Source organism: Cohnella candidum (assembly GCF_003713065.1).
Classification (GTDB): domain Bacteria; phylum Bacillota; class Bacilli; order Paenibacillales; family Paenibacillaceae; genus Cohnella; species Cohnella candidum.
The window spans coordinates 5,213,969-5,229,083 of sequence record NZ_CP033433.1; the positions used below are offsets into that span (position 1 = coordinate 5,213,969).

The window sequence follows — 15,115 nt, forward strand, 5'->3', positions numbered from 1 at the left end:
TTCACCGTTCACGTTTGCGGATCGGGAAGACGCTTTTCGTAAAGCCGCAGCAGCAAGCCGTTTTCTTTGCGCTCTTCGTAGAGGGGGAGGTACCCCGCTTTCTTGTAAACGTCAAAGCGCTTGGCGTCCCGATGCGCTGCCCGCGCATGAAACGTCGCGCGATCGGGGAAACGCCCTTCCAGCTCGCGAAGAAGACGCACGCACAGACTCGATCGGCGGGCGGAATCCGGAACCCACAGCACGTCGACATAGACGATTTGGCCGCGGTCCTGTCCCCGGGTTACGCCGGCGATCGTTGCGTTGCCCCATACGGCTTTCAGCCAAATCCGCGTTTTCAGGCTTTGCTTGAGGGACCATGCATTCTCCATCTTCTGAATGGCCGATAATTCCGGCTCGCCCGCGAAGTGGCGGAGCTGAACCGCGTAAATCTCCTCCGCGTCGTCCGCGACCGCTTGTTCGATTTTCAAGAAACCCCCTCCTTGCCGTGATCGGCTAAAGCCGATCATAGCAGAGACGGGGGCAGGGAAAACTACTTGAAATCGCAGGTAGTTTGCTTGAATCGTCAGAACAGGTGAAGCTGCTTGGCAAGCTGCAGGATTTCCTTCGAATTGTGCTTTTTCAGCCGCAGCCACTCCAGATACGGGAACTTTCCTTTCAGCGCCGAAGACACTTTGCACAGTTCGTTGTTGATCGTATATTCGCTGTAAAACAGCATGTCGGAAATCTCCCGGCGATTGTATCCGGCGTCCAGCAGCCTGAGGATTTGGATCTGTTTCGACGTGATTTTCGTTTTTAATTCCTGGTCTTGACGCGCGCTTAACGCGCTGAGCACCTTCGGAGCCGCGGAGTGATGGATGCCGGAACGGCCCTGGAAAGCGGCCCGCACGGCGGAAGGGATGTCTTCCAGGTAGTCCTTGGTGATGTAATTCGCGACGCCGCCGAAGCCGAGCATGTGAGAGACGATTTCTTCGTCCTCGATGGAAGAAAGCACGATCACCTTGAGGTCGGGGAATCGGTTGCGGAAATCGAGAGCGATTTCCAGTCCCTCCATGTTTTTGCCGGCCAAATTCAAATCGAGCAGCAGCAGGTCGAAGGGCGTCGAACCGGAGGCCTGCATCAGCGTTTCCCGGTTGACGGCGGTACCGACCACCTTGAAATCGGACTCCTTCCCAAGCCGTTCCGACAGAAGCCGAGAATACACGGGATCGTCTTCGCATACGAATACGCGGATGGTTTGCTCGCTTTCCACTTCGATCCTTCCTCCTATAACTGCGTTTCCCGAACGGTCCGTCTGCCGGGCAGCGACCATTTCCGCCTTGCCGAATCCATCGGCAGCCTGAGCGTGAACGTCGTTCCTTTTCCTTCTTCGCTGCTGACCAGCAGATCCCCGCCGTGTTTCTGCACGACCATTTTGGAATAAGGCAAGCCAAGACCGAAGTTGTGTTCCGTGTGTTTGGTCGAATAAAAGGGGTCGAAAATGCGGGCTTGTTCCGATTCGGCGATCCCTGTGCCGTTGTCCGTCAGCACGATGTCGACCGCCCTGCTTTTTTTCGCCATGGCGATCGTCAGAACGCCTTCCCCCGGCCTCATCGCCTCGATGGCATTGCGGATCAAGTTGCCCAGCGCTTCTTGCAGATGCATGGAATCGCAAAGCACCGTAACCTCACCCATGTTGCCGATCCGAACCTTGATGGCTTTGCTGCGGATGAATCCGTCGTTGGATCGCACCGCCTGTTCGACGATATCGGCCAACCGGTGCGGTTTTCTGTCGAGGATGACGTCTTCGAGCTGCTTCTGCATGCGCGCGATCATCCGGTTTAAGCGGTCCATTTCGTCCACCATCACATCCAAATCGCGAATGATGTCAGGATGACCCGGATCGACGGAAGCGTCTTTGATGTTCTTGGCGAGAAGGGCCATATTGGTCAGGCGGTTTTTCATCAGGTGATTCATGGCGCTCGCGTTTCTGGCCAAGGCTTCGAACGTGTTGTTGAACACGTGCTTTTCGACGCGGATGCGGATGCCGAATACGCCGAAACGCCAGATGCAGTAAACGGTCAACACGAGCGCGGAGGCGGCGAACGGAGTGAAAAAGGCTCGCCAATTCACCGACTCGTGGAACGCGCGGGGGAAAATGTTGAACAGGATGTTAAAAAGCTCGGGCGGAAAAATGAGGCAGGCGAAGAGAATCATGTGGATGCGCTTGTTCCTCGTGCGTTCTTTCACCGTCGCTCGTATGAGTATGAATAGGGAGATCAAGTGGTAGAGCAGCGCCCAAGCGCCGAAAAAAGCGTAGTCGATGCCGTCTTGGACGTTCAGCGGCGTCGTGAACAACATATAAAGGATCGGAGCGAGCAGCAGGATCGCTAGCGTCCGCTTGACCGTCCGTGCAACCGACCCCGAAATGGCAATCGCAAACATGAGCGTACCGTAAGGCGTATACGTATAGCCCGTGAAATCGGAAAGGGGCTTCAAGTCGAGAATGAATTTCACCGTTCGCGGAGGCAAATAAGGCGCCATGGAAGGGAGGATATTGTCGGGCAGGATGTAGGAGACGAGAATGGCCAGGCAGCCTACCGACAGAATCGAAATGAACCATTTGACGGGCTCGTTTCGGTCGCGGGCGAAAATGATGACGATAATCATCATGTACAGAAACATTAAGATCACGCCGAAAGCACCCCGGAGGTAGATTTTTCGATCATGGAAACGCAAACATTTTACCACGATAACGAGAATAAAAATGTCATTTTATGTCACGAACAAACAATCGGTCTAAATACGAACATTCAAATGATAAAAGAAGATTAGCGTTCGTCTTTGTTTGACATTCCAAGCCGTGTAAGGTACACTGAATAAGCATCGCAAGAGAAATTATCGATTTAAGAATCATATGGCGGTATACGCGTATAAACTCGGGAATCGGCCCGAACGTCTCTACCCGGAAACCTTAATTTCCGGACTACGCGGCATTTCGCCCCTAGTACGGCATGCCTAAACCTCGAGCGAGTTCCCGTTCGCCGGGACACCCGTTTCTTTCGGGGTTTCAGTTGTCGTCGAAATAGGGGGAAAGACCACGAATAGAGAATGCAAGGGCCGATGGGGTAAAATGTAACAGATACCCATCGCCCTTTTTTTGCTTTATGAGGGATTGAGGACAAACCAAAGAGACAGGGGAAGTGTGGGAGCATGTCGGTTTTGGTCGGCGTCATCATGGGAAGCACCTCGGATTGGGAGACGATGAAAAAAGCGTGCGACGTGCTGGATGAGCTGAATGTTCCTTACGAGAAGAAGGTCGTGTCGGCGCACCGCACGCCGGATCTCATGTTCGAATACGCGGAGACGGCGGCCGGCCGCGGCTTGAAAGTGATTATCGCCGGCGCCGGCGGTGCCGCCCACTTGCCGGGCATGGTGGCCGCCAAAACCGTGCTGCCCGTCATCGGAGTGCCCGTTCAATCCAAAGCGTTGAACGGGCTGGATTCGCTTCTCTCGATCGTGCAGATGCCGGGCGGCATTCCGGTGGCGACCGTCGCCATCGGACAAGCCGGGGCCACGAACGCCGGCTTGCTGGCGGCGCAAATCATCGGCGCTTTCGATCCAGAAGTTCAATCGCGCATCGAAGCCCGCCGGGAGAGAATCACCCGGGAAGTGCTGGAGGGCGGTGAGCTGCCATGACCTCCGCCACCATCCTTCCGGGCGCGACCATCGGCATCCTCGGCGGCGGCCAATTGGGCCGGATGCTCGCGCATGCGGGCAACCGGCTCGGCTACCGCTTCGTGACGCTCGATCCGACGCCGGATTCGCCTTGTGGCCAGACAGCCCGCCAAATCGTCGCCGGCTACGGCGACCGCGAGGCCGCCCGCGAGCTCGCCCGACTTTCGGACGTCATCACGTACGAGTTTGAGAACGTCGATGCCGAAGTGGCGGCCATGCTTGAAGCGGAATCTTACGTTCCGCAGGGAAGCGCGCTGCTGTATACGACGCAGCATCGCCTTCGCGAGAAGCACGCCCTCGAGGCCGCAGGCGCCAGAGTGGCTCCTTACGCCGAGATCGCGAGCCTGCAAGATCTGCGCGAGGCGGCGGAACGGCTCGGACTGCCGGCCATTCTCAAAACGGCGACCGGCGGTTACGACGGCAAAGGGCAGTGGGTGCTTCGGTCGGCAGACGACCTGGACCGGGCCTGGGAGGAAGCGTCCCGCGCCGGAACGGCGCTCGTGCTCGAGAAATTCGTCCGCTTCGCGAAAGAGATTTCCGTGATCGCTGCCCGCCGGCCTTCCGGCGAAGTCCGTACGTTCGCGCCGGCCGAGAACGTTCACGTGAACAATATTTTGCACTTATCCATCGTACCTGCCCGCATTCCGGATCACGTAAGAGCGGAGGCGGAGGGCTTGGCGATCTCGATCGCCGAATCGCTGAACGTCGTCGGCCTGATCGCGGTGGAAATGTTCCTGGCCGAGGATGGAACGCTATACGTAAACGAGCTTGCCCCGCGGCCCCACAATTCTGGCCATTACACGATGGACGCTTGCCGCACCTCGCAGTTCGAGCAGCACATCCGCGCGATCTGCGATTTGCCGCTGGGAGATACGTCCTTGATGACGCCCGTGGTGATGGTGAACGTGCTGGGCGAACACATGGAGTCCTTGTTGCAATGGCTGCCCGCCTGCGACGTGGAAGCGGAGAAGCTGGGCGTCGAGCCGAAGGTTCACCTGTACGGCAAGGCGGAATCGAAAACGGGACGCAAAATGGGCCATATCAACGTGCTGGCTCCCCATACGGGCGCAGCGCTCGCTTGGATCTCGCAAACAGACATTTGGAGGTATGACGAAGCATGATCGAACGGTACAGCCGCCCCGAGATGCGGGCGATTTGGACGGAACAGAACAAGTTCCAGGCTTGGCTGGAGGTAGAGCTTTGCGCTTGCGAAGCCTGGGCCGAGCTCGGACATATCCCGAAGGAAGACACCGTCCTCCTGCGGAAGAACGCCAAGTTCGACATTGACCGGATCTACGAAATCGAGCAGGAAACCCGTCACGATGTCATCGCCTTCACGCGCGCCGTCTCCGAAAGCCTCGGCGAAGAGCGCAAATGGGTGCATTACGGCCTGACGTCCACCGACGTCGTGGATACCGCGCTCGGATATGTTTTGCTGCAGGCGAACAAGATTTTGAGAAAAGACCTTGAAAACTTCATCGCGATCCTGCGCGAGCAGGCGATCCGTTATAAAGACACCCCGATGATGGGCCGTACGCACGGCGTCCATGCGGAACCGACGACCTTCGGCCTGAAGCTGGCGCTGTGGCACGAGGAAATGAAACGCAACCTGGAACGCTTCGACCGGGCGGCAGACGGCGTGCAATTCGGCAAAATGTCCGGCGCGGTCGGCACGTACGCGAACATCGATCCTTTCGTCGAGCAGTTCGTGTGCAAGAAGCTCGGCACGAAGCCGGCGCCGATCTCCACGCAGACTTTGCAACGCGACCGCCACGCGGAATACATGGCGACGCTGTCGCTGATCGCCACGTCGATCGACAAGTTCGCGACGGAAATCCGCGGTTTGCAGAAGAGCGAATTCCGCGAAGTGGAGGAGCCGTTCGCCAAAGGCCAGAAGGGTTCGTCGGCGATGCCGCACAAGCGCAACCCGATCGGCTGCGAGAACATGAGCGGCCTGGCCCGCGTTATTCGCGGCCACATGATCTCGGCCTACGAGAACGTTCCGCTGTGGCATGAACGCGACATTTCGCACTCCTCGGTCGAACGGATCATTTTGCCCGATGCCACGATGCTGCTGAACTACATGCTGAACCGTTTCGGAAACATCGTCAAAAACCTGACCGTGTTCCCTGAGAACATGAAGCGCAACATGCGCAGTACTTATAACGTCCCGTTCTCCGGCCGCGTCATGACGAAGCTGATCGACAAGGGCTTCAGCCGCGAGCAGGCTTACGACACCGTACAGCCCCGCGCCATGCAGGCTTGGGAAGAACAAAGGGATTTCCGCTCGATCGTGGAATCCACGCCGGAAATTACGGAAGCGCTCAGCCCGGAAGAAATCGCCGATTGCTTCGATCCTTCCTGGCATCTGAAACACGTTGACACGATTTTCGACCGTCTTGGCTTGAAATAACGACAGGGCATGGGGGAGGCCGCCAAGTTGCCGCATACGGAAGCATTATCGACCGCAGAAGGACTCGTGAACGCGCCGCTTCTGCACAAAGGCAAGGTCCGGGAGCTGTATGACCTCGGAGAACATTTGCTCATCGTCGTGACGGACCGCATCAGCGCGTTCGACTATGTACTGGATCCGCCGGTGCCGGACAAGGGCCGCGTGCTGAACGGGCTGAGCGCCTACTGGTTCGAACGGACGGAAAGCATCCAGCCGAACCACGTCGTGCACACGGACGTCTCGCTGCTTGGAGATCTGGTGAAAGAACCGGGCAAACTGGCCGGACGCATCATGGTATGCCGAAAAGCGAAGCGGGTCGACATCGAGTGCGTCGTCCGCGGATATATCACCGGCGGCGGTTGGCGGCAGTACGTGTCGACCGGCGAGGTCAACGGGATCAAGCTTCCGGAAGGCTTGCGCAAGAACGGCAAGCTGGAGGAGCCGATCTTCACGCCGGCCGGCAAAAACGACGTCGGACACGACGAAGACATCCCGTTTGATGAGATGGCTCGCCGCGTCGGACGGGAGCTTGCCGAAGAGCTCCGTGAGCGCAGCCTGCGATTATATGAAGCCGGGCGCGAATATTGCGCGGAGCGCGGCATCATCCTCGCCGATTGCAAATTCGAGTTCGGAGTGCTGGACGGGGAGGTCATCCTGATCGACGAGCTGTTCACGCCGGATTCGTCGCGTTTTTGGGCGGAGGAGAAATACGCGCTGGACATCGAGATCGACAGCATGGACAAAGAGCCGGTCCGCACGTACCTGTCGGGCTCGGATTGGGACAAGAACAGCCCGCCTCCGCGGCTTCCGGATTCGGTCGTCGAGGAGACTTCGAACCGCTACCAGGAAATCTACCGCCGTTTGACGGAGAAACGATAGACGCAGGTGTGTAGTCCCTTTTTTGCCTCCGACCTTGGGTATCCCCTTCGCTCAGAAGGGTGCCGTAACGCGTAAAACCCGTGTTAAAGTGCCGCATGGTGCTTGAATGAGCCGTTTAATACGCAAAAAACGTGTTAATGTGCTGGGCGATGCCGTAAAGCATTCAGTAACACGCAAAAGCCGTATTATTCGGCAATCGGCGTATTGGTGCGACCGCCTTCTCTCCTCTTCTGAGCGACGGGGATATCCCAGTCAGTCAGAAGAAAGTAGATGAAACGTTGGCACATGGCCACCCTGATCCGAAGGGATACCCAAGTTTCGGACAAAAAACAGAAACAGCAGCAGCCCACCCCCACCCACCCAAGGAGGAGAACCGATGAAAGCCAAGGTTTACGTAACGATCAAGGAAAACGTGCTCGACCCCCAAGGAAACGCCGTGCAAGGAGCGCTCCACTCGCTGGGGTTCTCGGAAGTCGGCAAAGTACGCATCGGAAAATTCATGGAAGTGGAACTGGACGCCGCGGACCGCGCCCAAGCGGAAGCCCAGCTGAAGTCCATGTGCGAAAAGCTCCTCGCCAACACCGTCGTCGAAGACTACCGATTCGAACTGGAGGGCTGATTTCCCCATGAAATTCGCGGTTCTCGTTTTCCCGGGCTCCAACTGCGACCTCGATATGTTCCACGCCGTGGAAGACACGGTCGGCGAACAGGTCGACTACGTCTGGCACACGGCCAACGATCTTTCGCAGTACGACGCGATTCTCGTACCCGGCGGCTTCTCTTACGGTGACTACCTCCGCTGCGGCTCGATCGCGCAATTCGCGCCGGTCATGCAAGAAGTGCGCAAAGCCGCTGAAGCGGGTAAATTCGTCCTTGGCGTCTGCAACGGTTTCCAAATCCTGACCGAAGCGGGTCTGCTCCCCGGAGCGCTTATCCGCAACAACAGCCTGCAGTTCCGCTGCCATCCCGTCGACCTCGTCGTGGAAAACACCGGCACGGCTTTCACGAACGCATACGCCCCAGGCGAAACGATCCGCATTCCGATCGCCCACGGTGAAGGCAACTATTATGTAGACGAACAAACGCTGGAGCAGCTCAAAGCGAACAACCAGATCGTTTTCCGCTACCAAGGTCACAATCCGAACGGCTCCGTCGACAACATCGCCGGCGTCTCCAACGAGCGCGGCAACGTCGTCGGCATGATGCCGCACCCCGAACGCGCGGTCAGCGAGCTGCTCGGCTCGAAGGACGGCGCCCGCATGTTCACGTCAGTACTCAACGCTTGGAGGGAACGCAATGGCGCAGCAATTGGCCGCTAAGGAACCGACGGCCCTACAGATCGCGGAACAGAAAATCTACAAGCAATTCGGCGTCTCCGACAGCGAATTCGAGCTCATTTGCGGATTCCTCGGCCGGCAGCCGAACTACACCGAAATCGGCGTATTCAGCGTCATGTGGTCCGAGCACTGTGCCTATAAGAACTCCAAGCCGCTGCTGCGGCGTTTTCCGACGACCGGCCCCCGCGTCCTGATGGGGCCCGGCGAAGGCGCCGGCATCGTGGACATCGGCGACAACCAGGCGGTCGTGTTCAAAATCGAGTCGCATAACCACCCTTCGGCAGTTGAGCCCTACCAAGGCGCGGCAACGGGCGTGGGCGGCATTATCCGCGACATTTTCTCGATGGGCGCCCGCCCGGTCGCGCTGCTGAACTCGCTGCGTTTCGGCAAGCTCGACAGCGAACGCGTGCGCTACCTGTTCTCCCACGTCGTCAGCGGGATCGCCGGATACGGCAACTGCATCGGCATCCCGACGGTAGCGGGAGAAGTCATGTTCGATGAAGCGTACGAGGGCAACCCGCTCGTCAACGCCATGTGCGTAGGCCTCATCGACCACGACAAAATCCAGCGCGGCGTCGCCAAAGGCGTCGGCAACCCGGTCTTCTACGTCGGACCGGCCACGGGCCGCGACGGCATCCACGGCGCGACGTTCGCGTCCGAGGACCTGACGGCCGAGTCGGAAGCCAAGCGCTCCGCCGTCCAGGTCGGCGATCCGTTCATGGAAAAGCTGGTCATGGAAGCGACGCTCGAGCTGATCGATTCCGGCATCGTGCTCGGCATCCAGGACATGGGCGCCGCCGGCCTCACCTGCTCCAGCGCCGAAATGGCGAGCAAAGCCGGCAACGGCATGGAGCTCTACCTCGACGAAGTGCCGCAGCGCGAAGAAGGCATGACCGCCTACGAAATGATGCTGTCGGAATCGCAGGAACGCATGCTGTTCGTCACCGAGCCACAGCACGAGGCGCAAGCGAAAGCCATTTTCGAGCGGTGGGGCCTCCATTGCGCGAAAGTCGGCAAAGTGACCGACGACGGCCGTCTCCGCCTGTTCCACAAAGGCGAGCAGGTCGCCGACATGCCGGTCAAGGCGCTCGTCGACGATTGCCCGATTTATAACAAGCCTTCCAAAGTACCGGACTATTATTTGAAAAACGGTTCGATCGAAACGAATCTGTACGAGCAAGTGATTGACCTCACGGGCGCGCTTAAAAAGGTGCTCGGTTCCCCTTCGCTCGCGAGCAAAGAGTGGGTGTACAGCCAGTACGATTACCAAGTGCGGACTTCGACGGCGGTCGTGCCGGGCTCGGATGCGGCGGTCGTCACGATCCGCGGCACCCGCAAGGGCCTCGCGATGACGACGGATTGCAACGGCCGTTATGTCTACCTCGATCCCGAGGTCGGCGGCAAAATCGCCGTGGCCGAAGCTGCGCGCAACATCGTCTGCTCCGGCGGCGAGCCGCTCGCGATCACGGACAACCTGAACTTCGGCAGCCCGGAGAAGCCGGAAGTGTTCTGGCAAATGGAGAAAGCGGTCGACGGCATGGCGGAAGCCTGCCGCGTCATGGATACGCCGGTCATCGGCGGCAACGTGTCGCTGTACAACGAGAACGTCAAAGGCGCGATTTACCCGACGCCGGTCGTCGGCATGGTCGGCCTCGTGCATGATATCGACCACATCACGACCCAAGCATTCAAAGCCGAGGGAGACGTCATCTTCCTGCTCGGCGAGACGAAAGCGGAAATCGGCGGCAGCGAATTCCAATACGCCGTTCACGGCGTGACGGAAGGCCGCCCGCCGGAAATCGACCTGGCGGTTGAACGCTCCGTGCAGAAAGCCGTTCTCTCCGCCATCCAGCAAGGCCTCGTCGCTTCGGCGCATGACCTGTCCGAAGGCGGACTGGCCGCGGCGCTGGCGGAATCCTGCTTCGGCCGCGGGCTCGGCGCGAAAGTCGAGTGGACGCCGAACCTGCGTCCGGACCTCGCGCTGTTCAGCGAATCGCAATCGCGCATCCTGCTGTCGGCGAAGCCGGAGCAGGCCGACGCGCTGGCCGCTTGGCTCGCGGGTCAAGGCGTAACGGCGGCTCGGATCGGCACGGTCGGAGGCGACCGTCTCACGATCGCGGTCGCCGGCCATACGGCGATCGACGCTTCCGTCGAGGAGCTGCGCCGTGAATGGAAGGAAGCCATCCCATGCCGGATGAACTAATAAACGTTTTGCATCAAGACGGCGAACAGAACGGAGGGACAACGGTGCAGCGCTTCTGGACGGGCGACTACTACAACGAAGGCAACGGACGCGACGACATTTTCGACAAGTTGAAGGAGGAATGCGGCGTGTTCGGGGTATACGGACATCCCGACGCCGCGGCCCTGTCCTATTACGGCCTGCACGCGCTGCAGCACCGGGGCGAGGAAAGCGCCGGGATCTGCACCTCCGACCGCGGCGAGTTCCATTACCATCGCGGGATGGGACTCGTGAAGGAAGTGTTCGATCAAGGGAGGATCGAGTCGCTTCCGGGCGACCGGTCGATCGGGCACGTCCGGTACTCGACGGCGGGCGAGAGCAAGCTGGCGAATGCCCAGCCGCTCGTGTTCAAATACCGCGGCGGCGATTTGGCGGTCGCCACGAACGGCAACATCGTCAACGCGCCGAATCTCCGCAGAGAGCTGGAAGCCCAAGGCTCGATCTTCCAGACCTCCAGCGATACCGAAGTCATCGCCCACCTGATCGCCCGTTCGCCGAAGGATCTTGTCGAAGCGGTGAAGGACGCCTTCGGGCGGCTGATCGGCGGGTATGCGTTCCTGATCCTGACGAACGACCGCCTGATCGTCGCTTCCGATCCCCACGGCCTAAGGCCGCTGGTGATGGGCCGTCTCGGCGAAGGATATATTTTCGCGTCGGAATCTTGCGCGCTCGAAACGATCGGCGCGACGTACCTGCGCGACGTCCAGCCGGGCGAACTGCTGGTCCTCGACAAGGACGGCCTCCGCGAGGACCGGTTCGCGCAGCTTGAACGCCGTGCCGTCTGCGCGATGGAATACATTTATTTTGCCCGTCCCGACAGCGACATCAACGCGATCAACCTGCACTCGGCCCGCAAGCGCATGGGTCGGCAGCTGGCGATCGAGGCGTTCACCGACGCCGACGTCGTGACCGGCGTGCCGGACTCGAGCATCTCGGCGGCCATCGGCTACGCGGAGCAGACCGGCATCCCTTACGAGCTCGGCCTGATCAAAAATAAATACACCGGCCGCACGTTCATCCAGCCGTCCCAAGAGCTGCGCGAAAAAGGCGTTAAAATGAAGCTGTCCGCCGTCCGCAAAGTGGTCGAAGGGAAACGGGTCGTCATGATCGACGATTCCATCGTGCGGGGCACGACTTCCTTGCGGATCGTCAACCTGCTGCGGGAAGCCGGCGCGCTCGAGGTCCACGTGCGGATCACGTCGCCGCCATTCTCGAACCCGTGCTTCTACGGGATCGATACGCCGGACCGGCGCGACCTGATCGCCCACAGCAAGACGGTCGAGGAAATCCGCCAGGCGATCAACGCCGACTCGCTGTATTTTCTGAGCCAGCCGGGCTTGATCGAGGCGATCGGCGGGCACGACGGCGAAACCGACCGCGGCCTCTGCCTCGGATGCTTCAGCAACGATTACCCGACGCAAACCGAATTCGAAGACGCGAAAATCGGCTGCGGCTGCGATTAACTACCAAACGAAGTGAACCCGTAAAAAAGCGCCTAATTACTGCTGCAGCGGAGGTGCGAGAGGGAATCCGATGATTTCCCGGCAGCACCCACTTCAGGCGGAATAACGAACTGGCGCATATTGAAGGAGTGAACGGAGTGTCCGAAGCATACAAACAAGCCGGAGTCGACATCGCCGCGGGCAACGAGGCCGTCGAACGGATGAAGAAACACGTGAAGAAAACGTTCCGTCCCGAGGTGCTGACGGGCCTCGGCGGCTTCGGCGGGCTGTTCGGGCTGAACAAAGATAAATACGAAGAGCCCGTGCTCGTCTCCGGAACCGACGGCGTCGGCACGAAGCTGAAGCTGGCGTTCCAGATGGACAAGCACGACACGATCGGCATCGACGCCGTCGCCATGTGCGTCAACGACGTCGTCGTAACCGGCGCCGAACCGCTCTTCTTCCTCGACTACCTGGCCACGGGCAAGCTGGTCCCGGAGAAAATCGAAGCGATCGTGAAAGGCGTGGCTGACGGCTGCGCGCAAGCCGGCTGTGCTTTGATCGGCGGAGAAACGGCCGAAATGCCGGGCATGTACCAAGACGGCGAGTATGACATCGCCGGCTTCACCGTCGGCATCGTGGACAAACCCAAGATCATTGACGGCTCCAACATCGCGCCGGGCGACGCAGTCATCGGCCTCGCATCGAGCGGCGTTCACTCCAACGGATTCTCCCTCGTACGGCGCCTGCTGCTCGAGCAGAAAGGCTATTCGCTCGGCGACAAGCTGCCCGAGTTGGGCGGCCGGACGCTCGGCGAAACGCTGCTGGAGCCGACGCGCATTTACGTCAAACAAGTGCTGAAGCTGCTTGAATCCGTGCAGGTGAAAGGCATGGCCCATATCACCGGCGGCGGCTTCATCGAGAATATCCCGCGCGTCCTGCCGGAAGGCGTCAACGTGGACATCAAGCGCGGCTCCTGGCCGGTTCATCCGATTTTCGGCCTCATGCAGAAGGACGGCAGCATTTCCGATCGCGACATGTACACGACGTTCAACATGGGCGTCGGCATGGTGCTGGTCGTGCCGGCAGACCAGGCCGAGCGCGCCGTCGCCATCGCCAAGGAAAAGGGTGAGCAAGCTTACGTCATCGGCAGCGTAACGGCCGGAAGCAAGATCGTCACGTTCGAGGGCGTGGAGCTTCCATGACGTTTCGAATCGCCGTGTTCGCTTCCGGCAGCGGAAGCAATTTTCAGGCGGTCGCGGAAGCCGCGCGGGACGGGAGGATTCCCGCCTCCGTCGAGCTTCTCGTGTGTGATAAGCCTTCGGCTACGGTCGTGAAACGAGCCGAATCATTCGGAATCGGAACGTTCGTGTTCAACCCGAAGGATTATCCCTCCCGGGAAGCATACGAGCAAGAAATTTTGCGGGAGCTGCAGGAGCGCGGCATTGACCTCGTGGTCATGGCCGGATACATGCGGCTCATTACTCCCGTGCTGGTAGAGCCCTATTACGGACGTCTTATCAATATTCATCCCGCTTTGCTGCCGGCTTTTCCCGGACTGCACGCCGCGAGACAGGCGCTCGACTACGGCGTGAAGATCGCCGGGGTAACGGTGCACTTCGTGGACGGAGGCATGGATACCGGCCCCATCATCGCGCAGCGCGCCGTCGAGGTGCGTGAAGACGATACGGAAGAAACGCTTTACGCCCGCATCCAGCGGATTGAGCATGAACTGCTGCCGGACACGGTCCGCTTGATTGCGGAGGGCCGCGTAACGTTGAATGACCGAAAAGTAAACGTTCGTCTCGGCGATTGATGCCGAAGGGCGACCCGAATAGGAAAGGACGAGACAGACTCATGAGCGAGACCTACGAGATTGCCCTTCGTTACGGCATGAACCCGCATCAGAAAGAAGCGAAGCTGACGGCGGACGGCAAACCGATGCCGCTGACCGTCGTAAACGGAGACCCCGGCTTCATCAATCTATTGGACGCGTTGAATGCCTTCCAGCTCGTGCGCGAGCTTCGTCAAGCGACGGGACTTCCGGCTGCGGCTTCCTTCAAGCACGTAAGCCCGGCGGGAGCGGCCGTCTATGCACCGATGTCGCCTGAACTGGCGAAGGCTTACTTCGTGGACGGCGCGGAGCTGTCGCCGCTGGCGACCGCGTACGCGCGGGCGCGCGGAGCCGACCGCATGTCCTCCTTCGGGGACGCGGCCGCGCTCAGCGACGTGGTGGACGCGTCCACCGCTCTGCTCCTGAAGCGCGAAGTATCCGACCTCGTGGTCGCGCCGGGCTACACTCCGGAAGCCCTGGAGATTTTGAAGCAGAAGAAGGGCGGCAAGTATCTCATCCTGCAGATCGATCCCGAATACGTTCCGGATCCGATCGAGACCCGCACGCTGTTCGGCTTGAAGCTGCAACAGGAGCGTAATAGCGCTGTTCCGGACGAGTCCGTGTTCGACCGCATCGTGACGGAGAACAAGGATCTTCCGGACCATGCGAAACGCGATTTGCTGGTCGCTCTCATCACGCTGAAATATACGCAATCCAACTCCATCTGCTACGCACTGGACGGCCAGACGATCGGCATCGGCGCGGGGCAGCAGTCCCGCATTCACTGCACGCGCCTCGCCGGCGATAAGGCGGACCGCTGGTATCTCCGGCAGCACCCGGCCGCGCTGAACATGAAGTTCCGCGAAGGGCTCGCGCGTGCCGAGCAGAACAACGCCATCGACCTGTGGCTCGAGGACGAAGTGACGCCGGTCGAACAAGCGGCTTGGGAAAGCTGCTTCGAGGAAGTGCCTGCCCGTTTGACGCGCGAAGAAAAGCGCGAATGGCTGAAGGGATTGACGGGCGTTTCGTACGGCTCCGATGCCTTTCTTCCGTTCCGCGACAATCTCGACCGGGCCAGCCGCAGCGGCGTCAAGTACGTCATCCAGGCCGGCAGCTCCCTGCGGGATGAGGAAGTCGTTCAAGCCGCGAACGATTACGGAATGGTCATGGTGTACTCGGGCGTGCGCCTGTTCCATCACTGATGGGAGAAGGGGA

The 15,115-nt window shown here is 59.7% G+C and carries 14 protein-coding genes and 1 riboswitch; of the genes, 11 read left to right on the forward strand and 3 right to left on the reverse strand.

What is annotated here, in order from left to right; translation table 11 throughout:
• Positions 1-8 precede the first annotated feature (8 nt).
• The 3 genes from EAV92_RS24030 to EAV92_RS24040 form a co-directional block, all read right to left on the reverse strand.
• The gene (locus EAV92_RS24030; protein WP_123043420.1) at positions 9-467 is read right to left on the reverse strand and encodes a GNAT family N-acetyltransferase; all 459 of its coding nucleotides are present in this window, start codon (positions 465-467) and stop codon (positions 9-11) included.
• Between the two features lie 95 nt (positions 468-562).
• The gene (locus EAV92_RS24035) at positions 563-1,249 is read right to left on the reverse strand and encodes a response regulator transcription factor (RefSeq protein ID WP_241158384.1); all 687 of its coding nucleotides are present in this window, start codon (positions 1,247-1,249) and stop codon (positions 563-565) included.
• Positions 1,250-1,263: 14 nt separating this feature from the next.
• The gene (locus EAV92_RS24040) at positions 1,264-2,661 is read right to left on the reverse strand and encodes a sensor histidine kinase (RefSeq protein WP_241158590.1); all 1,398 of its coding nucleotides are present in this window, start codon (positions 2,659-2,661) and stop codon (positions 1,264-1,266) included.
• A gap of 224 nt (positions 2,662-2,885) precedes the next feature.
• A riboswitch (purine riboswitch) is annotated at positions 2,886-2,985 on the forward strand.
• 204 nt (positions 2,986-3,189) lie between these two features.
• Between EAV92_RS24040 and purE the strand changes: the two genes are divergently transcribed.
• From purE to EAV92_RS24095, 11 genes are all read left to right on the forward strand, one after another.
• Positions 3,190-3,675, forward strand: coding sequence for a 5-(carboxyamino)imidazole ribonucleotide mutase (gene purE, locus EAV92_RS24045; RefSeq protein ID WP_123043423.1), 486 nt, complete (start codon positions 3,190-3,192; stop codon positions 3,673-3,675).
• On the forward strand, positions 3,672-4,835 hold the full coding sequence (purK, locus tag EAV92_RS24050) for a 5-(carboxyamino)imidazole ribonucleotide synthase (protein WP_123043424.1): 1,164 nt from the start codon (positions 3,672-3,674) through the stop codon (positions 4,833-4,835). The genes purE and purK overlap by 4 nt, the downstream gene beginning before the upstream one ends.
• Positions 4,832-6,127 (forward strand): adenylosuccinate lyase, encoded by a 1,296-nt coding sequence (gene purB / locus EAV92_RS24055; RefSeq protein WP_123043425.1) that lies wholly within the window; start codon positions 4,832-4,834, stop codon positions 6,125-6,127. The genes purK and purB overlap by 4 nt, the downstream gene beginning before the upstream one ends.
• Before the next feature lie 27 nt (positions 6,128-6,154).
• Positions 6,155-7,045, forward strand: a complete 891-nt coding sequence (locus EAV92_RS24060; RefSeq protein ID WP_241158385.1) for a phosphoribosylaminoimidazolesuccinocarboxamide synthase — start codon at positions 6,155-6,157, stop codon at positions 7,043-7,045.
• Positions 7,046-7,421: 376 nt separating this feature from the next.
• Positions 7,422-7,664 carry a phosphoribosylformylglycinamidine synthase subunit PurS gene (gene purS / locus EAV92_RS24065; protein WP_123043427.1) on the forward strand — a complete coding sequence of 81 codons (243 nt, stop codon included), beginning with the start codon at positions 7,422-7,424 and terminating at the stop codon, positions 7,662-7,664.
• 7 nt (positions 7,665-7,671) lie between these two features.
• A complete protein-coding gene (purQ, locus tag EAV92_RS24070; RefSeq protein ID WP_123043428.1) occupies positions 7,672-8,364 on the forward strand; it encodes a phosphoribosylformylglycinamidine synthase subunit PurQ in 693 nt (230 codons plus the stop codon).
• On the forward strand, positions 8,342-10,585 hold the full coding sequence (gene purL / locus EAV92_RS24075; RefSeq protein ID WP_123043429.1) for a phosphoribosylformylglycinamidine synthase subunit PurL: 2,244 nt from the start codon (positions 8,342-8,344) through the stop codon (positions 10,583-10,585). Before purQ ends, purL begins: the two co-directional genes overlap by 23 nt.
• A complete protein-coding gene (gene purF / locus EAV92_RS24080; RefSeq protein ID WP_123043430.1) occupies positions 10,570-12,087 on the forward strand; it encodes an amidophosphoribosyltransferase in 1,518 nt (505 codons plus the stop codon). The genes purL and purF overlap by 16 nt, the downstream gene beginning before the upstream one ends.
• A 137-nt stretch (positions 12,088-12,224) precedes the next feature.
• Positions 12,225-13,271 carry a phosphoribosylformylglycinamidine cyclo-ligase gene (gene purM / locus EAV92_RS24085; RefSeq protein WP_123043431.1) on the forward strand — a complete coding sequence of 349 codons (1,047 nt, stop codon included), beginning with the start codon at positions 12,225-12,227 and terminating at the stop codon, positions 13,269-13,271.
• Positions 13,268-13,882: a phosphoribosylglycinamide formyltransferase gene (gene purN / locus EAV92_RS24090; RefSeq protein WP_123043432.1), complete on the forward strand. Its 615-nt coding sequence runs from the start codon at positions 13,268-13,270 to the stop codon at positions 13,880-13,882. The genes purM and purN overlap by 4 nt, the downstream gene beginning before the upstream one ends.
• Before the next feature lie 41 nt (positions 13,883-13,923).
• Positions 13,924-15,102 (forward strand): phosphoribosylaminoimidazolecarboxamide formyltransferase, encoded by a 1,179-nt coding sequence (locus tag EAV92_RS24095; RefSeq protein ID WP_123043433.1) that lies wholly within the window; start codon positions 13,924-13,926, stop codon positions 15,100-15,102.
• The last annotated feature ends 13 nt before the right edge of the window (positions 15,103-15,115 follow it).